This is a genomic window from Roseibium algae (genome assembly GCF_037783265.1).
Lineage (GTDB): Bacteria > Pseudomonadota > Alphaproteobacteria > Rhizobiales > Stappiaceae > Roseibium > Roseibium algae.
In genome coordinates, this window is sequence record NZ_JBAKIA010000019.1 from 40646 (window position 1) to 65952 (window position 25307).

The window sequence follows — 25307 nt, forward strand, 5'->3', positions numbered from 1 at the left end:
CCGAGATCAAAGATAGACATCTTTTGATCGCTCAAAATCTCGGTTACGCGCTTGAGCGCTATGAGAATGACGTCACAGCGGCGGTCGAGTTCGTTAGTGCGGGCCTTTCCCGCGGAGACCCAACCACAGAGATGGACCAGTTTCTGCGGCAATTGCACATTTTGTGTGTACTGAATGTCGACAAGAACAACCGAACAATCAAGCAATTGATAACAACGGCCCCTATCCCAAAACTCCAAAAAATGGGCGCTGAGTTGTTCGAAAGCCTCTCGGTCATCGCAGTTTCAGACCACATGGTGTTTTCAACTGTTCGCGATAATGGCAATGGCGAGAACGTCTTGTTTCTCATTCGAGACATGGACACTTATTATGCAATAGCTGAAATCAGCACACAGTATTTCAAAACCCTAGGAGACAGCATCAGTTTCGGGATTAAAGGACACGCGGCAATCGTCGACCAAGCGGGCAATGTGCTCGCCCACCCCAACAAGGACTGGGTCAAAACTCGCAAGAATATCTCTAAAGTATCATCCGTGTCCAGGATGATGCGTGGGGAAACCGGCATCGAGGAATTCTACTCTCCAGCCCTCAAAGGCGACATGATTGCAGGCCTCACAGCGGTTCCAGGTTCGGGTTGGGGCGTTATGGTTCCTCAACCGGTCTCTGAAATTTACGACAAGGTCTACCAGAACCAATCTTCAGCATTTTTCGTTTTGGGCATCGGCGCAATCATCATGCTCGCATTGGGACTACTTTTTGCTAGATCCCTGTCTACCCCATTGGAAAAACTTGTCGCCGCAATGAAAAAAAATGCGCGCGCGCGGAAGTTGAACATGGTGCAATCCGATGATGGTTTGATCCCTTTTGCCGAAATCATTGATTTTCGCAAGAACTACAACACCATGGTCCGTAAGGTGACGCAGGTCACCACCCAAGTCGAAACCCTCGCCTACAGTGACAGCGTTACCGGACTCCCCAATCGAGATCGCCTCCAATTTGTGGCAGGGCCAATTCTCAGAGACGCGACGCACCCCAGCCAAAGCGGAGTTGTGATCCTCGTCGATCTCGACAACTTCAAAGACGTGAATGATCTGCACGGACATAGTGTAGGCGACGACGTCCTAAGGGTCAGCGCTCAAAAGCTGGTCAATGTGGCAAGTAATCTGAAACTGACCGCTCAGGACAGCACTGCCTCCCCCTTGGAAGCTCCGATTGTTGCCCGTATCGGCGGAGATGAATTCATTATCGTCGTTCAAGGCATGAGCGATGAAGCTGAAATCCACAGCCTCCTGGGCACTTTGAGGAGTGTATTGTCGACCCCCGTCCCCGGCCTGCCATTCAATTCGACCATGAGCGCAAGCATAGGCTGCGCACGTTTTCCTGCCGACGGTAACGATGTCGAAGGTCTGATAAAGCGTGCAGACATTGCCATGTTCCACGCCAAAAATGGCGGTAAAAACCGGGCTGAGATTTTCAATTCAGAAATAGGCACACAGTCTTCGGCAGAAATGCGCCGCGACATTCTGGAAGCAATCGAGACCGGTGGCCTGTTTCTGGAATACCAACCGAAGGTCTGCTCTAGACGGCAAAAGGCCACCGGCGTGGAAGCTCTGGTCCGATGGAACCATCCGGAGTACGGCCGTTATATGCCAGACCGCTGGATGCCTGCCATTTCGAATTCTCCGATCATCGTGGCCCTTGGGGAATGGGTCATCGAGCAAGCCATGCTGGATCAAAAAAAGCTGGTTGATCTTGGACATGGCATCTTCACGTCAGTCAACATCGGATCCCGACATTTCGTTGCTCCCGAATTTGTGGAAAGCGTCGATCGCATTCGCGACAAACTTGGCTTCGCAGCAGAACGCCTGGAGATAGAAGTCACCGAAGACGCTCTTTTCACTTCAGAAGACAGAGCATCCTCAACATTCAAGGCCCTGCACGAGCGCGGTTACCGGCTGTCGATCGATGACTTCGGCAAGGGCTACTCGAATATCGCCCGTTTGGCCAGGCTTCCCGTTGACTTCATAAAAATCGACAGATCAATCATTGTTGGTGCCTACGAGGATGAGCGAATCTGTGCAATCCTGAAATCGATCATAACAATGGCCAAATCCCTTGGCGCAAAGACCGTTGCCGAGGGCGTCGAAACCATTGAGCAAGTCGAGTTTGCGAGTAAAATGGGGGCCGATTGCCTGCAGGGCTACTACTACGCCAAAGCCATGCCAGTCGAGGCACTGGCCGAATGGCTGGATACGGAAGCCAACGCATCGGTTCCTCCCCGTTTGCAAAGCCTCTAGATAACAAACCACGCCGATCCCTAGGCTCGGTTGGACACTGAGAACTGCCATGTCAGATTTTTTGCTGAAAAACCTGACATACACAAACTTCGTGACCTAGCGCCAACACAATTCAGCTGATAGAGCCCAATCATGGCTTCCGTCCCTTCCCTTTCACTTGAAGAATTCCTTCAAGCCACCACACCGTCCAAACGCCTGATTGGCCTTGACCTTGGAACAAAAACCATTGGTCTGGCACTGTCTGACGTCGGGCGCGGTATTGCGACCCCGATGGAGACCATCTGGCGCAGGAAATTCACCTTTGATGCCGAATTGCTTCTCGAGATTTGCGACGAGCAGGATGTCGGCGGCATGGTTTTAGGACTGCCCCTGAATATGGATGGCAGCGAAGGCCCGCGCGCTCAGGCAACCCGTGCATTTGCCCGGAACCTCGCCCCCAAGACGGACCTGCCAATCACTTTTTGGGATGAGCGCCTCTCGACAGTTGCCGTTACCCGAACTCTTCTTGAAGCTGACACAAGCCGGGCGAAACGCGCCGAAGTCGTCGACAAAATGGCAGCTGCCTTTATCCTGCAAGGCTTCCTGGACCGCCTGCGCCACATTGAAGCCAACGATCTATCCAACAGCCCCTCCTCTCGATTTGATGAAATTTAAATGCTGATCATATTCTATTCGTTGCTGCCAATCATTTTCATCACGGCGCTCGGCTACGCGTTGGAGCGAACAAACATCATCAGCAAGGACCAGTGGTCCGGCATCGAACGGCTTGCCTATTACTTGCTGTTTCCGGCGATCCTGTTCAGATCAATCGCGATTGCTGACTTCGCCCATATGCCTACATTCTCCATGGGGTTTGCGCTCCTTTGCTCCATTTCCTTCATGATTGCACTGATCCTTGCGCTCAGACCTTTTCTGGAAAAGCGGTTCGCCATAACAGGTCCGCGCTACACATCGATCTTTCAAGGCGCCGTGCGCTGGAATGGTTTTCTCGCACTGGCCATGGCCGACAGCCTGATCGGCACTGAAGGCGTCGCTCTCCTGGCCATCGCAATGGTCGTGATGATTCCGGTGCTGAATGTCTCAAGCATTCTGGTCCTGTCGCGCTACGGCGACAGCCAGGAAGCGCCAACACCCCGAAAGGTTGCCCGCGACCTTTATACGAATCCGTTCAACATCTCGATTGCTGCAGGTGTGGTGTTCAATCTTCTGTCCATCCCGATCCCGGCCCCCGCGATGACGACGCTGACCATGCTGGGCGGCGCCGCCCTGCCCGTCGGGGTCATCTGCGTGGGAGCCAGCCTCGACCTCAAGTCTCTGCGCAGGCCAGGCCCAGCCCTCACCAGCGGCACATTCATCCGCCTTCTGATCAGTCCACTGGTTGCCGCCGGCTTTGCAGCCTTGTTTGGCATAGAGGGCAACGCCTTGATTGCCATCCTGATCGCCTGCTCGGTTCCATCGGCCAGCAATTCATTTCTTCTGGCTCGTTTGATGGGCGGTGATGCCAAGCTGATGGCCGAGATCCTGACCCTTCAAACTCTCGCCGCAATGGTCACCATCCCGCTGGCCCTCGTCCTGCTCGGTTAGTCATTTTGTGACCAATCCAGTGGACAGGCACCTGCAATGCGTCTTGGAGCTTGTAGAATCGGCAAATTTACCCTATTGCAATGACCTCGATGAGCGCACAAGCCCCCCGTCGATTTAGCCCCTTTCCCCATCGCCATTTGCTGGGCATTGAAGGGCTCCAACCCCACGAAATTCTCGGTCTTCTGGACCGGGCGGATGAGGCCGTTGAGGTCAGCCGCAAGGTGGAAAAGATCAATCCCGTGCTACGCGGCCGGACGCAGATCAACCTTTTTTTCGAGGCCTCCACCAGAACCCAATCCTCTTTCGAGCTGGCCGGAAAACGGCTAGGCGCTGATGTGATGAACATGGCTGTGTCCCAGTCGTCGGTGAAAAAGGGCGAGACCCTGATCGACACCGCTGCGACGCTGAACGCCATGCACCCAGATCTCCTGGTCGTGCGTCACCATGCAGCCGGAGCCGTTCACCTGCTCGCCCGCAAAATTGGCTGTTCGGTTGTCAATGCCGGTGATGGCCCGCATGAGCACCCGACGCAGGCCTTGTTGGATGCACTGACCATCCGCCGTCACAAGGGCAAGATCGCGAGGCTGACCGTTGCCATCTGCGGCGACATCACGCACTCGCGTGTCGCCCGTTCAAACATCATTCTGCTCAATGCACTTGGCGCCAGAGTTCGGGTCATTGCGCCTTCGACGCTCCTGCCCAGCGGCATCGAAAAAATGGGCGTGGAAGTCTTCCGCGACATGCGCGAAGGTCTGAAAGGCGCTGATATCGTCATGATGCTCCGCCTCCAGCGTGAACGCATGAGCGGGGCCTTCATTCCGTCAGTCCGCGAGTATTATCGCTACTACGGCCTCGACAAGGAAAAGCTCAGCTTTGCCCGTGAGGACGCGCTGGTCATGCACCCAGGCCCGATGAACCGGGGCGTAGAGATTGACCCGGAAGTTGCCGACGGGCCGCAAAGCCTCATTCGCGAACAGGTGGAAATGGGCGTTGCAGTGCGCATGGCGGTGCTTGAAGCGCTCGCAGCCCATATGCCGAACGGCTAAGTTAAGGATAGACCTGTGGCCATAGACACGCCCAAACCTCTGGTGCTTTCCAATGCAAGGGTGATTGATCCGGCGCGCGGCCTTGATGCCCCCGGCTCTGTCATCATTGTCGATGGCACCATCCTGGCAGCAGGACCGGAAGCCGCCAACCAGGGCACGCCCTATGGCGCAGAGATTATTGATTGCGCTGGAGCCGTTGCAGCGCCCGGCCTGATCGACATGTGCGTCTCCGTGGGAGAACCGGGGGCAGAACACCGCGAAACCTTCGCCTCGGCCTCTCTGGCCGCAGCCAGCGGCGGCATTACCACCATCGTCACCATGCCGGACACGGACCCGGTGATCGATGACCCGGCCCTTGTTGACTTCATCCTGCGCCGCGCCCGTGACACGGCCATCGTCAACGTCAAGCCGATGGCCGCCCTGACGAAAACCCTTGCCGGTCAGGACATGACCGAGATCGGCCTCCTTCAGGAAGCTGGTGCTGTTGCGTTCACCAACGGGCACAAGTCCGTCAAAAACGCTCAGATCATGCGCCGGATCATGACTTACGCCCGCGATTTCGATGCGCTGGTGGTCCATCACACAGAAGACCCTGATCTGGCGGGGGGCACGATGAACGCCGGTCTCAATGCCAGCTGGAAAGGCCTGTCAGGCGTTCCACGCGAGGCCGAGATCATCATGCTGGAGCGTGATCTACGCCTCGTTGCCATGGCCAAAAGCCGCTATCACGCCAATCTGATCTCGACCTCAGACAGCGCCGATGTAATCCGCACTGGCAAAAAACGCGGGCTGGATATTACCGCAGGTGTCTCGATCAACCACCTGACTCAGAACGAGAACGACATGGGTCCCTACCGGACCTTCTTCAAGATGTCGCCTCCCTTGCGTGATGAAGACGACCGCCAGGCGATGATTGCAGCCATAGCCGACGGCACCATCGACATCATCGTGTCCAACCATGATCCACAGGATGTCGAAACCAAGCGTCACCCCTGGGCCGAAGCCGAAGACGGCGCAATTGGCCTGGAAACCCTGCTGGCTGCCGCTTTGAGATTACATCATTCGGAAGAAGTCGATTTGATGCCTCTTCTGGCGACCATGACCTGCAATCCCGCCAAGCGGCTGGGGCTGGATGCTGGACAGCTTTCAGCAGGAGCGCCGGCAGATGTCGTGGTGTTCGATCCAGACCGTCCGTGGGTGCTGGAAAAAAGCGCCATAAAGTCCCGCTCCAAGAACTCTCCCTTTGAGGACAGCCGCTTCTCCGGGCGAACCTTGCAGACAATCGTTGCAGGCAAGACCGTCTACACTTACGATTGAAAAAAATGACGACGGAGAAATTAAGTGCCTGATCCGATCAGCTGGGGAATTGCCTGGCCGTATTACCTTTCCGTTATCGCCTTCGGCTATGTGCTTGGCTCGATTCCGTTCGGGTTTCTGATCACACGTTTTGCCGGTTTGGGCGACATCCGAGACATTGGTTCAGGAAACATCGGCAGCACCAATGTGTTGCGCACTGGCCGCAAGTCCCTGGCAGCAGCCACTCTGCTCGGCGATGCGTTGAAGGGCACAGTCGCAGTGCTCGTGACCAACCATTACTTCGGTTTTGAAATGGCGCTGCTCGCAGGTCTTGGAGCCTTCCTGGGCCATCTCTTTCCGGTGTGGCTGAAATTCAATGGCGGCAAGGGTGTCGCTACCTATATCGGCATCCTGCTGGGTCTTTACTGGCCTGCTGGTCTTGCCTTTCTCGCAATCTGGCTCGTTATGGCCATTGTTCTACGCTATTCATCGCTCTCGGCGCTGACCGCAAGCCTGACCTGTCCCATTCTGTTGTATGTGCTAGGCCATACGCAAATGGCTGAAATGTTTACACTCTTGTCCCTCCTGCTCTGGCTGAAGCACCATGAGAACATTGGCAGGCTCCTCAGGGGGCAGGAAACCAAGATCGGCGCCAAATCCAAACCAGCGGGAAACATGCCTGAGGACCCTCAAAATGAACCGGGCAGTCCCGCCTGATGAACAACAGGGCGACATCAAAAAACGCCCTGATATTAAACGAGGCCCAGCGCCTCGCCTGGCTCCGATTGATCCGATCGGAAAACGTTGGGCCCGCCACCTTTCGCGATCTGCTTAACCACTTCGGCTCAGCCGAGGCAGCCCTTGATGCGCTGCCAAGCTTGTCGCGTCGAGGCGGCAAATCAGCCATCCGTGTCTGCCCGCTGAACGATGCAGAAGCGGAAATAGAGTCCCACCAGAACGCCAATGCCCGGCTCATCGCCTTGGGTGAGCCGGATTATCCTCCGCACCTGCGCCATATTGATGGCCCGCCGCCGCTGATCTCTGTAAAAGGCGGCCAGACACTGGCAGAGCCGAAAATGGTCGCCGTCGTCGGGGCCCGCAATGCGTCCCTCTCTGGCCGAAAACTCGCGGCTCAATTCTCACGCGAACTGGGCCATCAAGGCTATGCCATTGCGTCGGGTCTTGCACGCGGCATTGACGCTGCCGCCCATGAAGCCGCCACGACATCAGGAACGACAGCTGTCTTTGCCGGCGGCATCGACATTCTCTATCCGCCCGAACATGGCAGACTGCTAGAGGCCCTTCTCAGCGCTGGCGGCAACGCCATCTCTGAGATGCCCTTCGGCTGGAAACCACGCGGACGGGATTTCCCACGTCGCAACAGGCTGATATCGGGCATGTCTTTGGGGGTGATCGTGATTGAAGCAGCCAAAAAATCAGGCTCGCTTCACACCGCCCGCTTTGCTCTAGATCAGAACCGTGAGATTTTTGCCGTTCCCGGATCACCGCTCGATCCGCGTTCGGAAGGTGCCAACGGATTGATTCGCCAGGGCGCAATGCTCGTCACATCCTCAAAAGATGTACTGGAAGCCCTTGCCGACAGGATCGCACCGGAATTACCATTTACCCTGGAAATCGAAGAGCCAACCGAAGACAAGGATCTCTTCTCCACAGAACCAAGCGACAGCGCGCGAGAAAGACTCGTGTCAGCCTTGGGGCCAACACCTGTTGAAATAGACGAGATCATTCGCTTCACCGGCGAAAGCACACGGATAATCCATGTCCTTCTGCTGGAACTGGAACTTGCCGGACGGCTTGAAAGACACAGTGGCCAGAGGGTTTCACTTTTACTTTAGCCCCCATTCGAAGCCCCCACTGAAGGGCTACAATCATCCCAATCGCCTCTATGCGACCTCCGATCAAGACATCATATAAAGGACCTAAAAAATGAAACACTTTTATTTGGTGATGGCGGTCGCGGGAACCGCGATACCCTGGCTATTCTTCAGTTCTTTCATTGTCTCTCATGGCATAGACATCCCCCTCTTTATTCAATCCCTGTTTGCTAATCCGGCTACCGGGGGCTTCACAGCAGATATCCTGATATCCATTACAGTCTTCTGGGTCTGGAGCTACGACGATGCGAAGGGCCGCGGCATCAAGACCTGGTGGCTGGTGCTTCCGGCTGTCTTTTGCGTCGGCCTGTCTCTGGCCATGCCACTCTACCTCTATTTACGCGAGACACAGTCAAGCCAAAAGACAGCGCAAGCGGCACAAGACTTATAAATTACACGCCAGATCAAGCTCCCTGTTTCTGATGACCGCCGCTCTCTTTTTGAACGTAATTTACGTATCCACGTTCAAGCTTGTTCAGACTGTTGGAAAAGCGCGACTTGACCACAGGTTTCGAAAGGTCCATTTGACAGGCGGCGCGTGATCCTTGATCGTCGCCAGTCAAAGACTTCATATTTCCGCCTGAGGAACGCGCCACTGAAATCGGCGGCGAACCCGGCAACCAGCGTTTGGGTACTGATGAAACTCGTCATTGTGGAATCGCCGGCCAAGGCCAAGACGATCAATAAATATCTCGGCTCCGACTACCACGTGCTTGCCTCTTACGGCCACGTTCGCGATTTGCCGCCAAAAGATGGATCCGTCCTACCAGACGAAGACTTTGCCATGAGCTGGCAAGTCGACAGCAAATCGCAGAAGCGTCTCACCGAGATCGCCAACGCCATGAAGGAGGCAGACAGCCTCATTCTCGCGACCGATCCGGATAGAGAAGGAGAAGCGATTTCCTGGCACGTTCTGGAAGTTTTGCAGAAGAAGAAATTGATCAAGGACAAGCCGGTCGAGCGCGTCGTGTTCAATGCGATCACCAAGTCGTCCATTCTTGAGGCCATGAAGAACCCACGCCAGCTGGATACGCCACTGGTCGATGCCTATCTGGCCCGCCGTGCACTAGATTACCTCGTTGGCTTCACCCTGTCGCCGGTTCTGTGGCGCAAGCTTCCAGGCGCTCGATCTGCTGGCCGGGTGCAGTCTGTTGCCCTGCGCCTGCTGACCGACCGCGAAATGGAAATCGAGGTTTTCAAGCCTCAGGAATACTGGTCGATCCTGACCCACCTCAAGACCCCTGCTGGTGAAGCTTTGCCAGCCTCTCTTGTTGGTTATGATGGCAAGAAGATCGGCCGTCTCGACATTCGCAGCGAAGCCGAAGCCACAGACATCAAGGCAATGCTGCAGGCATCCAGCTTTGAGGTTGCCAGCGTTGCCTCCAAGCCGACCAAGCGCAATCCGCAGCCGCCGTTCACAACCTCTACCCTGCAGCAGGAAGCCTCGCGCAAGCTCGGCTTTTCCGCATCCCGCGCCATGCAGGTTGCTCAAAAGCTCTATGAAGGCATCACCATCGGAGGTGAAACCACTGGTTTGATCACCTATATGCGTACTGATGGTGTGCAGATCGCCCAGGAAGCGATTTCCGAGGCGCGCTCCGTGATCGCCAAAGACTTCGGCGACAAATATGTGCCGGAAAAACAGCGTTTCTATTCGACAAAAGCCAAGAATGCCCAAGAGGCCCACGAAGCGGTCCGCCCGACAGAGCTCAGCCGTCGCCCGAAAGATGTTGCCAAGTTCCTTGATGCCGATCAGGCTCGCCTTTACGACCTGATCTGGAAACGCACCATGGCCAGCCAGATGGAATCTGCCATTCTGGAGCGCACCACCATCGACATCGATGCCAATGGCTCAGGCAAGAAAGCAGCGCTGCGCGTCACCGGTTCGGTTGTCCGCTTTGATGGTTTCTTTGCCCTTTATCAGGAAAGCCGCGACGACGAAGAGGACGAAGCCTCCCGCCGTCTGCCTGCTGTTGATCAAGGCGCTGCCCTTGCCCTTGGTGCTGTCGACACAGCAGCCGAGCCGATTGAAGCAGCCCAGCATTTCACGACACCGCCGCCGCGCTACACAGAAGCCAGCATCGTCAAAAAGATGGAAGAACTCAGCATCGGTCGTCCATCGACCTATGCATCGACCCTCCAGACGCTGCAAGACCGCGACTATGTCGAGATGGAAAAGAAGCAGCTCGTCCCACAGGACAAGGGCCGCATCGTCATCGCTTTCCTGGAAAGTTTCTTCAACCGCTATGTGGAATTCGACTTCACAGCCAGCCTTGAAGAACAGCTCGACAAGATCTCTGCGGGTGAATTGTCCTGGCTGGATGTTCTCAATGACTTCTGGAGAGACTTCTCCGGCGCAGTCGATGAAATCAAGGACCTTCGGGTTACTCAGGTGCTAGATGCGCTGAATGATCTTCTGGCTCCACATATCTTCCCGGAAAAGGAAGACGGCACAGCACCACGCGCCTGCCCGACCTGCTCTGATGGTCAGCTATCCCTGAAGGTCAGCCGTTTTGGCGCTTTCATCGGGTGCTCCAACTACCCTGAGTGCAGCTTCACACGTCAACTCGCCAAGGGCGGCGATGGGGATGGCGATGCGGCTGAAGGACCGAAGGTTCTGGGCAAGGATCCCGAAACAGATCTGGATATTTCTCTGAGAACTGGTCGGTTCGGCCCTTACGTTCAGCTCGGCGAAGAAGCCAAGCCGAAGCGTTCATCCCTGCCTAAAGGCTGGTCTGCTTCCGAGATGGATCTGGACAAGGCTCTCCAGCTTCTGTCCCTGCCCCGTGAAGTTGGCCCGCACCCCGAAGACAGCAAGATGATCACGGCAGGCATTGGCCGTTATGGCCCCTTTGTCCTGCATGATGGCACTTATGCCAATCTGTCTTCCCCCGATGAAGTCTTCACCGTTGGCATCAACCGTGCGGTCGATGCGCTGGCTGAAAAGCGTGCCAAGGGCGGACGTGGCCGTGTAGCGGCAACCGCACTGAAGGAGCTCGGCGAGCATCCTGAAGAAGGCGGACCGATCAACGTCTATGACGGTCGCTACGGACCTTACGTCAAACATGGCAAGATCAACGCAACGCTGCCCAAAGACACAGACCCGGCAACGCTGACCATGGAACAGGCTGTTGAGCTGATCGCGGCGAAGGCAGCCAAGGGCGGCACCAAGAAAAAGGCAGCTGCGAAAAAACCAGCAGCCAAAAAGCCCGCAGCAAAGAAGACAGCTGCAAAAAAAACTGCGGCCAAGAAGGCTCCGGCAAAGACAGCCGCTGCTAAATCGGCTGATGGCGAGACAGCCGCACCGGCGAAAAAACCGGCGGCTAAAAAGCCAGCCGCCAAAAAGCCCGCAGCCAAGGCTAAAGAGCCGGCTGATGAGCCAACCCCGGAAAACGCATCTTGAGCGCACGACGCACAGGTCCCGCCAAACCGACAAGACGCAAAACCACTGGCAGAGACAAGACGCCCGGTGAATTCCCGTCCCGCGATGCGATTCTGACCTTTATCGCCGAAAATCCCGGCAAAGCAGGTAAACGCGAAATCGCTCGCCATTTCGGCATTGTCGGAGCGGCCAGAATTCAGCTGAAAAAGATCCTCAAGGATCTGGCTGAAGACGGTATGGTTGAAAAGCGTCAAAAACGCTTGATCCGACCCGGCGATCTGCCGCCAGTCTTCGTGGTCAGTCTGATCGCCCGCGATATTGACGGCGAACTGCTTGGGGAGCCTGTCGACTGGGACGAAGAAGCAGGACAAGCGCCCAAAGTGCTTGTGCTGACAGCCAAGGGCAAAGCACCTCAACCTGGCGTCGGTGACCGTGCCCTCATCCGTCTAGCGGACATCGACAGCGGCCCGGAAGCCCAACACACTGGCCGGGTGATCAAGGTCCTCGAAAAACAGCAAGGCGCAGTTCTTGGCATTTTGAGGCACCGTGAAGGCGAACGCCCACCGTTTCTGGAACCGATTGATCGCAAGCAGCGCGAGCTGGACGTTGACCCCACCGACCTGAAGGACGCCAAAGATGGCGACCTCGTCAGTGTTCAGGTGGTGCGGACCGGAAAATACGGCACACCGCGCGCGGCCATCGTCGAGCGCTTCGGCTCGATGAAGTCGGAAAAAGCTGTTTCTGAAATCGCCCTTCAGGTTCATTCGATCCCGCATGTTTTCCTGGCTGCAGTTGAACTGGAATCAGAAAGCGCCAAGCCGGTTACCCTTGGCAAACGGGAAGACTGGCGCAAAATACCGCTCGTCACGATTGATCCGGCCGACGCCAAGGATCACGACGACGCCGTCTTTGCCGAACCGGACGAAGATCCGGCCAATGAAGGCGGTCACATCGCCTATGTCGCCATCGCAGATGTCGCCCATTACATCCGCCCCGGCTCGGCGCTGGATCGTGAAGCGCATCTTCGCGGCAACTCGGTCTATTTCCCCGACCGTGTGATCCCGATGTTGCCAGAGCGGATCTCGAACAACCTTTGCTCCCTGCGCGAGAAAGAAGAGCGTCCGGCCATGGCTGTGCGGATGATCTTCGACAAGTCAGGTCGCAAGGTAAGCCATACATTCCACCGGGTACTGATGCGCTCGGCAGCGAAACTGTCCTACGAACAGGCTCAGAAGGCAATCGAGGGCATTACAGACGACAAGACGGAAACGCTTGTTGATGGCGTCCTGAAGCCTCTGTGGGACGCCTACGCCACCTTGAAGGCTGGGCGCGATGCCCGCGAACCGCTGGAACTCGATCTGCCGGAACGCAAGATCAAGCTGAAAGACGACGGCACAGTGGACCACGTCTTTGTGCCGGAGCGCCTGGATGCTCACAAGCTGATCGAGGAATTCATGATCCAGGCCAATGTGGCCGCGGCTGAAACGCTGGAGAAAAAGAAATCTCCCCTACTTTACCGCATTCATGATGCTTCCAGCCCCGAAAAACTGGAATCCCTGAAAGAATTCCTTTCGACCATCGATATGAAGCTGCCATCTTCCGGCGGCCTCCGACCTGCCATGTTCAATGGCCTTCTGGCAAAGGTGAAGGACACGCCGCAGGCACCGGTCGTCAACGAAGTGGTGTTGCGTAGCCAGGCCCAGGCGGAATACTCACCGCAAAACATTGGTCACTTTGGCCTGAACCTGCGCCGATACGCCCATTTCACGTCGCCAATTCGTCGATATGCCGATCTGATCGTCCATCGTGGTCTGGTCAAGGCCATGGGCTTTGGCGATGACGGCCTGCCCGATGGCATCGAATCCAAACTGGATGTCATTGGTGCGGAAATCTCATCTGCAGAGCGCCGCGCCATGCTGGCCGAACGCGATACGATTGACCGGCTGATTGCGCTTTGGATGTCCGAGCAGATCGGCGCGACCTTCAAGGGACGTATTGCAGGTGTGGTGAAATCAGGCATGTTCATCCGCCTGGCAGACACAGGCGCAGATGGCTTCGTGCCAGCATCAACCATTGGTCTTGATTACTACAGGTATGACGAAGGGTCGCATTCGCTAATAGGTGACAAAAGCGGAGAAACCTACCAGCTTGGGGATAGTGTTGAAGTCAAGCTGGTTGAAGCGGCTCCCTTTGCTGGTGCCCTGAGGTTCGAGATCATGACCCCGGGACGCATTGTCGGCAAACGTCTGCGCAGTTCCGGGCCAAAAAAGTCCGGTCCCCCGCGTGGACGCGGCCCATCCCGCCGGTCCAAGGCTTCGACTAAGCCGAGAACCGGGAAGAAGAAGCGATGAACGTCACCTATACATCCCACGCTGCAGACGTCGACATACCGGATGCCAAGCCTGCCCGTAATGTGATGCGGGCCGTTGGCAGGGGCTTGCTCAATCGTTGCCCGGCCTGCGGCAAAGGTAAGTTGTTCAATGGCTATCTGACCACCGTGCACTCCTGTCAGGCCTGCGGTGAGGAAATTCACCATCAGCGCGCCGACGATGCACCGCCATATTTCACTGTCACGATTGTCGGTCACATCATCATCCCGGCCCTACTCGCCGTCGAGGTGTTCTATCGGCCAGCGCTTTGGATACACATGGCGCTTTGGCTGCCGCTGACGATACTGCTCTCTCTGGGATTTTTGCGACCAATCAAAGGGTCTCTCGTGGGTCTTCAGTGGGCGCTCTACATGCATGGCTTCGACCCGGAGACCACTGAAGATCTGCCCGAACCGGATCCCGCAGACACATTGCGATCTCAACAATGAGTTCACCCATGAAAACAGGCTTGGCCGCCAAGTTCGGCAAGGACGAACAAGCGGGCAAGTACCCGTATATCCGGCCAAAGGACGCGGCCACCCTGCTGATTCTTGAAGGCAAGGGTAAAGACACTCGTGTCCTGATGGGGCGCCGTCATATGCGCCACACCTTCATGCCTGGCAAGTTTGTCTTTCCAGGTGGCAGGCTGGATCCTTCGGACTCGCGCATTTCTGTTGTGCGCGACTATCATCCTGTCGTGGAAGCAAAGCTGTCCGATCAGCTCAAAGGTCCAAAGACCCCCGCTCGTGTGCGTGCCTTTGCATTGGCTGCCATTCGGGAGACCTATGAAGAAGCCGGGCTATTCATTGGCCGCAAAGTTGATCACGCTGAAAAAATCCATCTCGGCAAGGGCTTTGAAGACTTTGCCACCCGCAGCATCATGCCCGACCTAGAGCCTCTTCGAATGATTGCCCGTGCAATCACACCTCCAAACCGCTCTCGGCGCTTCGACACGCGCTTTCTCGCTGTCTCCGCACATTCGATTGCTGACAGGCTGGAAAGCGGTACAGGCCCCTCTGGAGAGCTTGAGGACATTGCCTGGCTGACGCTGGACGAAGCTGCGAGTATGGACGAGCTTCCCATGATCACACGGCAAATTTTACAGGACCTGGGCGAGCGACTTGAATTTGATCCGGACCTGGCACCGGAATCAGCTGTTCCGTTTTATTTTTACAAGAACGGGGATTTCCAAAAAAACCAGATCTGATATCTAGATAATAGTCGTCCTCGAAGCCTAAAAGCGCGGAGTTTCGGGGAAATAGGGATCCATGACTTGGCAAAGCTTGACTTTGCGCCAGCGATGGGTAATTTGCGCGCTAAATTCGACATCTGCGGCAGATTGATCGCCAGCGACCCTGGCCACCATAAACCTTTGCCCAATCAAACAAAACAGGATCCAAGGCCATGGCCAAGGCGACCACAATCAAGATCAAGCTTCTCTCTACTGCTGACACAGGCTTTTTCTATGTCACCAAGAAAAACTCCCGCACAATGACCGAGAAAATGGTCATGAAAAAATATGACCCGGTTGCGCGGAAGCACGTGGAATTCAAGGAAGCCAAGATCAAGTAATTTTGATCAAACGCTGAATACAAAAAAGCCCGCTGAATTTCAGCGGGCTTTTTCGTTTCTGATACCAGGGTGCAGACCAGATCAGGCGGCGGCCACCTGATTGAGGAACTGTTCGACTTCGCTCTTGAGCGTGTCTGTCTTAGAGCCCACCTCGCCAGAAGCAGACAAGACCATCTCTGCAGACGTCGAGGTCTGTGTCACAGCTTCTGACAACTTCGTCATGCTGGATGACACGGACATTGTCCCCATAGCGGCGCGTTGGACGTTCTGCGAAATTTCCGTCGTGGCAGACCCCTGCTCTTCAACCGCGGAAGCAATGGTCGTGGTGTAACTGCTCACCTCTTCCATGATCCCCGTGATCTCGGCAATCGCCTGAACAGATTCTTTCGTTGCGCTTTGGATCGCTGCGATCTGGGCTCCGATTTCCTCTGTTGCCTTGGAAGTCTGTGTTGCCAGCTCCTTGACTTCGGATGCAACGACCGCAAATCCCTTGCCCGCTTCACCGGCACGGGCCGCTTCAATGGTCGCGTTCAAGGCAAGCAAGTTGGTCTGCTCGGCAATTGCCTGAATGAGCGTGACCACTTCGCCGATCTTGGTTGCAGAGGCAGCAAGTCCCTCGACCTTCTCGTTCGTCACCCGAGTGCCCTCGGTTGCACGTCCGACCACTTCTGTGGTCTGGGAAACCTGACGGGATATCTCGCCAATGGACGCAGCAAGTTCTTCAGCCGCACTGGCAACCGTTTGAACGTTCTGAGTTGCCTCATCAGAGGAGCCAAGCGTCTCTGTCGCATAGCCGGAACTTTCACGGGCAATTTCAGTCAGGGATTGAGCGGTGCCATCCAGGCCTTCTGCCGTCTCTCCGACAGATTCCAGCAAAGTTGCTACAGTGGAGCGGAAACCTGAGATCAAGTCTTCAATGCGGGACTGGCGATCGACAATCGCAGCATCACTTTGATCCTGCTGACGTGCTAACTCGGCACGCTCCTGGGATTTTTGTTTCAAGGCAGACACTGCAATCGCCATCTGGCCAATCTGATCGGTGCGCTCCGTATGCGGCACATCAACGTCAAGTTCATCATCAGCGATACGACCGGTAATCTCGGCCAAGCGAGTCACAGGACGCAGAAGCCTCTGAACCATGAAGACAGTCAAACCAACAGCTACCAGAACAACCGGCAACACAAACATTGCAAATCGTGTCATCAACTCAGACACATTGGCCTGGATTGCAGCCTTTTCAACACCAGCATACAAAATGCCAATAATCTGATTGGAAGACGTAAAAATCGGCTGATAGATGGTGTAATAGTCCTTGCCAAGGATTGTAGCCTGCCCCTCAAAGGTCTGGCCCTTTGTCACGACTGGGTAAACGGCACCTTTGATGCCCAGCGGCGTACCAACAGCACGCTTGCCATCTGGCTTGATAATATTGGTGGTCTTTCTCCAGAAATCTTTGGTCTCAGGATCCCAAGCAAAGACAGTTGCAGTCTCTCCTGTCATTCGACCAATGGAATCGATCAACTCATGAGAGGTGAACTCCGGAAGGGCCGCAACTTCAATGCGGCTCACATTGCCAGCTGCTGTCCATTTTACATTCACGTCTTCAACCTGCTCATTGAGCATGGTTGCAGCGACCCGAAGATTAATCCCCTGCTTGGCCAACGCCCCGTTGGTAGCCTGATTTTCAGCAACGGAATAAACAATGAAGCCAACGACAATCATTGCCAGTGTCAAAAAACCTCCACTGGCAAGAGCCATGGCAGTTGTCATCTTCATTTTTGACAAGAATTGGGTCATCAGGAATCCAAACGTATGGTTAGGTTTTGATCCAGACTGGCACTTGGCAATTAATTGTAAGTAAATAGACTATATATGAAAATAATACTCACAATAAATCATCATCAGTTTAATTTAATTCAAGAACACATTTTTATGACTTTAGGTCAAAAAAATTACCATACAGAAAATTACAACAGTAAAAACACCAATAAACATAGCGGGAATAAAAAACATTCCTCACGGCTTCAAAGCTGAATTTATGGAACAGGTAATATATTTAAAGGTGGCCGGTGGGTCACAAGCAACGAGGAGGCCACTCTTCGACTTGTTTCCACACCGGCCGGCCCCACGGACCCAGGAGATGCGGCGGACCTGAGCGCCCCGTAGGGGAATTCCACGCTCAATGCGCAGCGTTGTGAGAGCAATACATCCCTCTAACAACGAGCGCACCCTACAAGACAGCCAGGTAAAATCAACCAAACCAAGGTGATTTTGACGAACGTCATCAGAACTTAGTAAATTCGTAACCTTAACGCACGAGCGCTTCTGAGGTAAAAACGCCCCGCTTTGCCAAGCCCCGGGCAAAGCCGCAATCACAACCAGGCTTTGATCAAGTATCGCCGAGATAGGATCTTACAGTTTCAAGAAAGCGCGCCACCGAAATTGGTTTGGAAATATAGGCCTCGCATCCACCCTGGCGAATCCGTTCTTCATCCCCCTTCATGGCAAAAGCCGTGACGGCAATTACCGGGATGGTGCACAGGTCATCATCTTCCTTGATCCACTTGGTGACTTCCAGCCCGGAGACTTCCGGAAGCTGGATATCCATCAGGATCAGGTCAGGATGATGGGCACGGGCAAGTTCCAGCGCCTCTATGCCTGTGCGTGTTTGCAGCGTATCATAGCCGTGCGCTTCGAGCAGGTCATGAAACAGCTTCATGTTCAGCTCGTTGTCTTCCACGATCAGCACGGTCTTCGCCATTGCTCGGCCCTTTTGATCCGGCGTCATGCCGGTAAATTGTCAGTTGAATGCAGCCAACTGCCAGTCGGCAGTAGCGCGCATCCTCACACCCCATTAGTTTCCCTTTTAACGTGGAATCGTTTCAGAAAGGCAAAAATTCGCAATGCTTGGCAAGTCCGCTTCGGCGATGACATATGAAAAAGCTCAAGAGATCGCTACGGAAGCCCTCTTGCACCTTTCAAAAGACCCCGAACAGGTTGGACGATTTCTCGCTGTTTCAGGAATTGGGCCGGAATCGATTCGCGATGCAGCAGAGGAACCGGGCTTCCTGGCTGGGGTTCTGGAGTACTTCATGAGCGATGAAGCCATGCTGCTGGTCTATTGTGAGAACACCGGTGTCCGACCAACCATGATTGCAGCTGCCCGTTTTGCTCTGGTAGGGGATCCCGCCGACTATGCCTGAACCACAGTCCGCCACCCGCCTTGTTCTCGACCAGATCAATGCGCTCCCTCACTCTAACCGCGCGCTGGTCATTTGTGATGTTGATGAAGTGATTCTCCACCTCGTCAGCCATTTGGAGAGCTATCTGAAGGCCAATGATCTTGTCTTTCTGAAGCATACCTACAAATTCACCGGCAACATTGGCCATAAGGAAGAACTGACCCCTTTACCGGGCGAGGAAGTCCGCCGTCACCTGATCCGTTTCTTTGATGAGGAAAGCCACCGTCAGCAAATGGTTGATGGCGCAGACACAGGGCTGGCTCGAATTGCAGAAACCCACGAAGTTATTCTGCTGACCAATCTTCCGGGCGCACACAACAAACCAATTCGCGAAAAACTTCTGGCCAGGATGAACATCCCCTACCCGGTCCTGACCAATTCTGGCCCCAAGGGCGGCGCGGTTGCAGCCCTTTCCAAAGGCAGGCCCAATCCGGTCATCTTTATCGATGACAGCCCGGCCAATCATGCCTCTGTCAATGCCAGCCTGCCATCCGCCTCTCTGGTGCAATTCATCGCCGACGACCGGTTCCGTGGCAGTATGGAGCCAGCTCCACATATTGATCTTCTGACTGGCAACTGGTCAGAAACAGCAGACTTTATCGCTGCCAGCATAAAAGACATCTGAGCAGGCCTGCGGCATCATACTTCACCGGGCGCATCAGCGAACGAACTCATGACACAGGACGGCGCAAAGCCCTCAACCGGGCAAGTTACGACAACAGCGGCCAATTCCTCTCTTTGCAGGGATTGCGGTGCCCGCTCGCCCCTGCCCCGCAGCCGTTGCATGTCCTGTGGTAGCCCGCGCCTTTTGAAGCATCCGGAGCTGGACCAGCTCACCATTGCCCATATTGACTGCGATGCCTTTTTTGCCGCCGTCGAAAAGCGGGATAATCCCGATATCCGGGACCAACCCGTTATCATTGGAGGCGGTCGGCGCGGCGTTGTCTCCACCTGCTGCTACATCGCCCGTATCTACGGCGTGCGCTCCGCCATGCCCATGTTCAAGGCGATGGAAGCCTGCCCCGATGCTGTGGTCATCAGGCCCAATATGGAGAAATATGCGAAAGTCGGGCACGAGATACGCGAACGGATGAAGGCACTGACCCCGTTGGTCGAACCTCTCTCGATTGACGAAGCCTTTCTCGACCTGACCGGCACCGAAAGACTTCACCACGCGACGGCTGCTGAAACACTGGCCCGCTTCGTCAGGGATCTTGAGACGGATATCGGCATCAGCACATCGGTGGGTTTGGCCGCCAACAAATTCCTCGCCAAACTGGCCTCAGATTTTGAAAAACCACGAGGCTTTTCAATCATTGGCGCGGCTGAGGCAAAGACCTTCCTGGCGGACAAGCCTGTCGGCATGATCTGGGGCGTCGGCAAGGTGTTTCAAAAGAAGCTCGCTTCCGATGGCATTCGGACAATCGGCCAGCTGCAAAAAATGGATGGAACGGATCTTGCCCGCCGTTATGGCGCGATGGGCCTCAGGCTGGCCACACTCAGCCAGGGCGAAGACGACCGACATGTCAGTCCGTCTCGCGGCGTCAAAAGCGTCAGCAATGAAACCACTTTCAACACCGACATCTCAAGTTTCGACAAGCTTCGCCCTATCCTTCTTAATCTGGCAGAAGAAGTCTCTCGCCGCCTGAAAGACAAGGGAATTGCCGGACGCACAGTGACTTTGAAACTCAAGACCGACAGTTTCAAAACCATCACCCGATCACGTCAGTTACCCGACCCGACCCAATTGGCCGACAGGATTTACAGAACAGGCATTGAGCTTCTGGAGAAGGAAACCGACGGGCGGCGCTTTCGTCTGATCGGCATCGGCGTCAATGACCTGGTCAAACCGGAACTCGCCGACCCGCAAGATCTCTTGGATGAGAGTGCCGGACGGCGAAAACAGGCTGAACTGGCGATGGACACCCTGCGCACGAAATTCGGCGATAAAGCTGTAGAGCGCGGCCTGATGCATCAGGCACGGCTCAGTAAAACACCCAAGCCGTCTTCATAGACGACAAGAACCAGCCTATTTGGCGCAGGGTTCTGCCTCGTGCAGTTCAATCTCGCGCATTGCTCCATTGATGGTGAAATTGCCATAATTGAGAGAAATCTTCCGGCTGATACCGTTTTCATAAAGCAGAAACGACATCTGATAGAGCGGCATTTCTTCGCCTTCCCCTGATACTGCAGGATCGAAATAGGCAACTGTCACCGGCCAATAATTCATCGGTGGCAATGCCAATTTTCCAGCATCTGGAGCATCACTTTCGGGCACCGGTTCTTTGTGTCCAGCGCCGATCACAGTCGTTGTGGCATAGACCTTGTCACCGGTTTCCGAACCATCAAACACATCCGATGTCATGAAGCTTTTGCCCGCCTTGGCAGCCTCAATGATCCCTTTCATGTGCATGGTAGGAAACAGCGCCTTAGGGTCGATCTCAAAGTCCCGCTCTTCAGGCTCTTTGAGGGAAACGGCCTTGACCGCTCCATCCTGCTTGGCAGAACCACGAACAGACTCAACCAGCTTCTCGCCGACATAGGTCTTAGAAAGGAATTGAAAACTCTCTCCAGAGCCACCCTCATAGGACGAATTCCGAAGATCGGTTACCTGAGAGCCTCCATCCGGCGCCTGAAACTCGGTTACAAACCGGAATGACGTGCTGTATCCCTCACAAGCGCTGCCGGAAAAGTCATAGACAATCAACCCGGACACACCCACAACACCGGCCGCCTCATCCGCATCACCAAGCGCCATGTCATAGACGGCACGATGAGGTACGAGATCCATGTCCACTGACGCCAATGCTGGCACCGTTCCCGCAATCATTACAACGACCTGAAAGCAGGTCGTCCGCAGGGCGGATCTGGTCCTGAGCAGCATTTTGTCTCCCATTCGCAAGTTTTCTCTATTTCAGCCAGCAGCTTAAGCGCTTCGTACCCCAGCCGCCAGAGGTAGGCTGAAACAAACTCTTGAGCCCCGTCAACCGGCAGGATCAAAATAAGGTGCCCAAAGCACCGATCAAGGGGTTTTAGCCTTGCAGCTCTAAAGGAATTGCGCGAAGACTTTGTGGAATTTGACCTTTTCGGAGCACTCACATGACCCAAACGATCGAAAGCCGCCTTGCAGACCTCGGCGTGACCTTGCCGACAGCAGCTGCCCCGGCAGCGAACTACGTTCCCTACGTCCGCACAGGCAACCAGCTTTTCATCTCTGGTCAGTTGCCCATGGGCCCTGACGGATTGGAATTTGCTGGCAAGCTCGGCGATGATCTGTCGGTCAAGGACGGCAAGTCAGCGGCAAAGCTTTGTGCCATCAACCTCCTGGCTCAGGCGAAAGCCGCCACAGGTGACCTGGAACAGGTTGTCCGTCTGGTGAAAATCGTTGGCTTCGTCAATTCAACGCCCGACTTTGCCCAGCAGCCACAGGTGATCAACGGCGCTTCTGACTTCCTTGTTGAAGCCATGGGCGACAAGGGCCGTCATGCACGCTCCGCCGTCAGTGCAGCATCCCTGCCATTCGGCGCTGGTGTCGAAATCGAAGCCATTTTCGAAATCGCCTGAGCATCGTTCTAGTTCGAGACCCAAGCACATGAACCAGATTTCAAAATTGCTGTCACGGCCCATCGCTCATCGCGGCTTTCACAACGCCGATGACGGTGTGATTGAGAACACTCCCTCTGCGATCAGCGCTGCCGTGGCTGGCAATTTCGCAATTGAAGTCGATGTTCAGGAAACCGCAGACACAGAAGCGCTAGTCTATCATGACTACACTCTGGACAGACTGGTTCAGGGCTCTGGACCAGTCTTCCAGCAGATATCTTCCGATCTTGTAAAACTTCCGATGAAAACCGGAACAGACACTTTGTGGCTGTTGCAAGATCTGTTCAATCTGGTGAATGGCAAGGTGCCGTTGGTGATCGAGCTGAAGTCCCGCATGGTGCCCGGTGCGCAGGCAGACTTCGTCCGCCGCGTCGTCGATCAAGTCGCTGGTTACAATGGCCTCGCGTGTATCAAGTCGTTCGATCCGGACATGATATCAATCGCACGTGCGCACAATCCGTCAGTATTGCGTGGCATCGTAGCCCATGGCGCACACAAAGGGCCGGATCTGTTGAAATTCAGCCGCATGGAACGTTTCATCCAGCGAAACATGCTCCACATCCCGCGCACCAGGCCGCATTTCATTTCCTACGGCATCCATGACCTGCCAAGCTCAGGACCACGGTTCTGGCGATCTGTCATTGGCTTGCCAATCATGACCTGGACTGTTCGCACCGAACAGCAACGCGAACGCGCCGCCCGCTACGCTGACCAGATCGTGTTCGAAGGCTTTAATCCTGACGCCTAAGTGAGCTCTGAATAAAGTCTGGAGCAACACAAATAGGAATGATCTCCATCCCTGCCCTTGCAGCGCAGCATTCGAGCATTACACTCTATATATGAAATCCAATTTCCAAGAGCCTGTCTGATGTCGGCGAACGACCCTACGGATGATCAACCTGCAACACTGCGTGTTCTCTCAAGGCTCAGCGATATTCCAGCTGAAGTCTGGGACAGTGTAGCCAATCCGGGATGGTCCCCGACACCCGGTGGCGGGTTCATTCTGGACGAAACCCAAGAGACAGAACGGCAGCTGCTTGAATCTGTTTCTGAGGGAATGGAATCACTTCCTCAAGAAACAACCTATAACCCCTTCATCTCACACACATTTTTGAATGCTTTGGAGGAATCTGGCTGCGCGACAGCCCAAACTGGTTGGCATCCACGACATCTGGTTCTGGAAGGCAGCAATGGCGAAGTCTGGGGCGCAGTTCCCGCCTACCTGAAAACCCATAGTCAGGGCGAATACGTCTTTGATCACGGCTGGGCCGATGCCTTTCACCGCGCTGGCGGAAATTATTACCCCAAGCTCCAGATCTCGGTTCCCTTCACACCGGCAACAGGACGGCGTTTTCTGCTATCGCCCACCATCCACCAAGGCAGCGGCATGAGTGCTCTTGCCTCCGGACTGGTTCAGGTCTGCAAACAAAGCAATGCCTCCTCTGCCCATGCCACCTTCCTGACCAAACCGGAATGGGATGCTCTCGGAGCCATTGGCTACCTGAAGCGCACGGATCAACAGTTTCATTTTGAAAATCCGGGCTACGCCACTTTTGATGATTTTCTGAACGCCCTCGCCTCCAGAAAGCGCAAGGCCATCAAGAAAGAGCGGCTCGGTGCGGTCAGCTCGGGCCTTGAGATCGAGCGGCTTACCGGCAAGGATCTGACCGAAGCCCATTGGGATGCATTTTACGAATTCTACGAGGACACGGGCAGCCGCAAGTGGGGACGGCCTTATCTGAACCGCAGGCTCTTCTCCCTGCTCAACGAACGCATGTCCGAGCAAATCCTGCTGGTTATGGCCAAACGCGAAGGTCGCTACATTGCCGGAGCGCTGAACTTCATCGGCTCAGACACGCTGTTCGGTCGGAACTGGGGATGCACCGAACATCACCCGTTCCTGCACTTCGAGCTTTGCTACTATCAGGCAATCGAGTTCGCCATAGAACGAGGCCTTACCAAGGTCGAGGCGGGCGCTCAAGGCGCTCACAAACTCGCGCGCGGCTATCTACCGACAACCACCTACTCAGCCCATTGGATCGCTCATGAAGGGTTGAGCGATGCGGTGGCCGACTATCTTGAGCGGGAACGCGAGGCCATTGATATGGAAAACCGCGCCCTGACTGAGCACGCACCATTCCGAAATGAGGGAAAGTAGCAAGACACCTTCAAGCAAAGCAGGCAAGACACTGGAAAGAATCATCTTTCTCAACGCGTTGAATCACTTTGTGAACCACACGACAGTCAAAAGACATTCTGAAGAAAACCGCTTAGGGCTTGAAACACCGGCCAGCAGACAGGCTCACCGTTGAATCAATATATTAAGTCACCAACGCAGCGTTGACAGCGACTTAAGCCTAAAACTTACAGCTTTCGCTGCTGAAACAGCTCAATTTTATGCCAGTTTCAACAGCATCGAAATCTGGTCCAAGACCAGTACAAGCATGACCAGCAAAGAAGGATGAGCTTCATGTCCGCCGCCTCTTACGACGATCAAAATGTTCTTGCGAAAATACTGCGCGGAGAATTGCCCAGCCACAAGGTCTATGAAGATGACAAGACAATGGTGATCATGGACATCATGCCGCGCGGCGATGGTCATGTTCTGGTGGTGCCGAAAGCTGCATCGCGCAACATTCTGGACATTGATCTTGAAGACCTGTCTTCCCTCATGGCCACAGCCCAGAAAATGGCACAGGCCCTGATTAAGGCCTTCGGCGCTGATGGCATAACGCTTCAGCAGTTCTCAGAAGCTGCCGGCGGTCAGGTGATCTTCCACACCCACGTTCATGTCATTCCAAGATTTGACGGTGTCTCGCTGCGCCCACACACAGGCGACATGGCCGACAATGATGTTCTTGTCGCCAACGCAGACAAAATCCGCGCCGCCCTCGCCTAGGCTTCAGACTCATAACCAGTAGCAGACGGTCGCTGCAAGGCAGAGGGACGACATAAAGTTCTTGGCGTTTCGGTCATATCGAGTTGCGATCCTGCGAAACTCCTTGAGCCTGCCGAACATCC

General features: G+C 54.9%; 23 protein-coding genes and 1 pseudogene. 20 read left to right on the forward strand and 4 right to left on the reverse strand.

All coding sequences use genetic code 11. From position 1 onward, the window contains the following. The first annotated feature begins 23 nt into the window (after positions 1-23). The 13 genes from V6575_RS20435 to rpmG all read left to right on the forward strand — a co-directional run bounded on the left by V6575_RS20435 (position 24) and on the right by rpmG (position 15441). On the forward strand, positions 24-2297 hold the full coding sequence (locus V6575_RS20435) for a bifunctional diguanylate cyclase/phosphodiesterase (RefSeq protein ID WP_340277023.1): 2274 nt from the start codon (positions 24-26) through the stop codon (positions 2295-2297). 132 nt (positions 2298-2429) lie between these two features. Further along, entirely contained in the window at positions 2430-2951 is a 522-nt protein-coding gene (gene ruvX, locus V6575_RS20440; RefSeq protein ID WP_340277025.1) for a Holliday junction resolvase RuvX, read from the forward strand. Further along, complete coding sequence (locus V6575_RS20445; RefSeq protein ID WP_340277028.1) at positions 2952-3881, forward strand: AEC family transporter; 930 nt, start codon at positions 2952-2954, stop codon at positions 3879-3881. An 89-nt stretch (positions 3882-3970) separates the two neighbouring features. Beyond that, positions 3971-4927, forward strand: a complete 957-nt coding sequence (locus tag V6575_RS20450; protein WP_422785610.1) for an aspartate carbamoyltransferase catalytic subunit — start codon at positions 3971-3973, stop codon at positions 4925-4927. 15 nt (positions 4928-4942) lie between these two features. Continuing rightward, entirely contained in the window at positions 4943-6244 is a 1302-nt protein-coding gene (locus V6575_RS20455) for a dihydroorotase (protein ID WP_340277031.1), read from the forward strand. 24 nt (positions 6245-6268) lie between these two features. Continuing rightward, on the forward strand, positions 6269-6940 hold the full coding sequence (plsY, locus tag V6575_RS20460; RefSeq protein WP_340277033.1) for a glycerol-3-phosphate 1-O-acyltransferase PlsY: 672 nt from the start codon (positions 6269-6271) through the stop codon (positions 6938-6940). Next, a complete protein-coding gene (gene dprA, locus V6575_RS20465) occupies positions 6940-8079 on the forward strand; it encodes a DNA-processing protein DprA (RefSeq protein WP_340277035.1) in 1140 nt (379 codons plus the stop codon). The genes plsY and dprA overlap by 1 nt, the downstream gene beginning before the upstream one ends. Positions 8080-8170: 91 nt before the next feature. After that, positions 8171-8509, forward strand: a complete 339-nt coding sequence (locus V6575_RS20470; protein ID WP_340277037.1) for a DUF2834 domain-containing protein — start codon at positions 8171-8173, stop codon at positions 8507-8509. Between the two features lie 246 nt (positions 8510-8755). Next, a complete protein-coding gene (topA, locus tag V6575_RS20475; protein ID WP_340277038.1) occupies positions 8756-11521 on the forward strand; it encodes a type I DNA topoisomerase in 2766 nt (921 codons plus the stop codon). Further along, positions 11518-13851 (forward strand): ribonuclease R, encoded by a 2334-nt coding sequence (gene rnr / locus V6575_RS20480; protein WP_340277039.1) that lies wholly within the window; start codon positions 11518-11520, stop codon positions 13849-13851. The genes topA and rnr overlap by 4 nt, the downstream gene beginning before the upstream one ends. Then, a complete protein-coding gene (locus V6575_RS20485; RefSeq protein ID WP_340277041.1) occupies positions 13848-14318 on the forward strand; it encodes a DUF983 domain-containing protein in 471 nt (156 codons plus the stop codon). Before rnr ends, V6575_RS20485 begins: the two co-directional genes overlap by 4 nt. An 8-nt stretch (positions 14319-14326) precedes the next feature. Beyond that, positions 14327-15076 carry an NUDIX hydrolase gene (locus tag V6575_RS20490; RefSeq protein ID WP_340277043.1) on the forward strand — a complete coding sequence of 250 codons (750 nt, stop codon included), beginning with the start codon at positions 14327-14329 and terminating at the stop codon, positions 15074-15076. 197 nt (positions 15077-15273) lie between these two features. Continuing rightward, on the forward strand, positions 15274-15441 hold the full coding sequence (rpmG, locus tag V6575_RS20495; RefSeq protein ID WP_340277045.1) for a 50S ribosomal protein L33: 168 nt from the start codon (positions 15274-15276) through the stop codon (positions 15439-15441). Positions 15442-15522: 81 nt separating this feature from the next. Here rpmG and V6575_RS20500 read toward each other — a convergent pair whose 3' ends face one another. Both V6575_RS20500 and V6575_RS20505 read right to left on the reverse strand, forming a co-directional pair. Further along, positions 15523-17238 (reverse strand): methyl-accepting chemotaxis protein, encoded by a 1716-nt coding sequence (locus V6575_RS20500; RefSeq protein WP_340277047.1) that lies wholly within the window; start codon positions 17236-17238, stop codon positions 15523-15525. 592 nt (positions 17239-17830) lie between these two features. Further along, a complete protein-coding gene (locus tag V6575_RS20505; protein WP_340277049.1) occupies positions 17831-18202 on the reverse strand; it encodes a response regulator in 372 nt (123 codons plus the stop codon). 142 nt (positions 18203-18344) lie between these two features. On the opposite strand from V6575_RS20505, the gene V6575_RS20510 reads away from it, so the two are divergent. From V6575_RS20510 to V6575_RS20520, 3 genes are read left to right on the forward strand one after another with little or no spacing between them, the layout of a single operon-like run. Next, positions 18345-18644: a DUF3572 domain-containing protein gene (locus V6575_RS20510; RefSeq protein WP_340277051.1), complete on the forward strand. Its 300-nt coding sequence runs from the start codon at positions 18345-18347 to the stop codon at positions 18642-18644. Beyond that, on the forward strand, positions 18637-19308 hold the full coding sequence (locus V6575_RS20515; RefSeq protein ID WP_340277053.1) for a hypothetical protein: 672 nt from the start codon (positions 18637-18639) through the stop codon (positions 19306-19308). Before V6575_RS20510 ends, V6575_RS20515 begins: the two co-directional genes overlap by 8 nt. 48 nt (positions 19309-19356) lie before the next feature. Beyond that, positions 19357-20697: a DNA polymerase IV gene (locus V6575_RS20520; RefSeq protein ID WP_340277054.1), complete on the forward strand. Its 1341-nt coding sequence runs from the start codon at positions 19357-19359 to the stop codon at positions 20695-20697. A gap of 15 nt (positions 20698-20712) precedes the next feature. Here V6575_RS20520 and V6575_RS20525 read toward each other — a convergent pair whose 3' ends face one another. After that, positions 20713-21567 (reverse strand): cell envelope integrity EipB family protein, encoded by an 855-nt coding sequence (locus V6575_RS20525; RefSeq protein ID WP_340277055.1) that lies wholly within the window; start codon positions 21565-21567, stop codon positions 20713-20715. Between the two features lie 215 nt (positions 21568-21782). Here V6575_RS20525 and V6575_RS20530 point away from each other — a divergent pair, with 215 nt between their 5' ends. The 4 genes from V6575_RS20530 (at position 21783) to V6575_RS20545 (ending at position 25185) form a co-directional block, all read left to right on the forward strand. After that, complete coding sequence (locus V6575_RS20530; protein ID WP_340277056.1) at positions 21783-22247, forward strand: RidA family protein; 465 nt, start codon at positions 21783-21785, stop codon at positions 22245-22247. 28 nt (positions 22248-22275) lie between these two features. Then, the gene (locus V6575_RS20535) at positions 22276-23034 is read left to right on the forward strand and encodes a glycerophosphodiester phosphodiesterase family protein (RefSeq protein ID WP_340277057.1); all 759 of its coding nucleotides are present in this window, start codon (positions 22276-22278) and stop codon (positions 23032-23034) included. A 120-nt stretch (positions 23035-23154) separates the two neighbouring features. Then, a complete protein-coding gene (locus V6575_RS20540; protein ID WP_340277059.1) occupies positions 23155-24444 on the forward strand; it encodes a GNAT family N-acetyltransferase in 1290 nt (429 codons plus the stop codon). Positions 24445-24756: 312 nt separating this feature from the next. After that, complete coding sequence (locus V6575_RS20545) at positions 24757-25185, forward strand: HIT family protein (protein ID WP_340277061.1); 429 nt, start codon at positions 24757-24759, stop codon at positions 25183-25185. Between the two features lie 9 nt (positions 25186-25194). On the opposite strand, the pseudogene V6575_RS20550 reads toward V6575_RS20545, so the two are convergent. Continuing rightward, positions 25195-25307, reverse strand: a pseudogene (locus tag V6575_RS20550) (IS5/IS1182 family transposase); the annotation flags it as partial.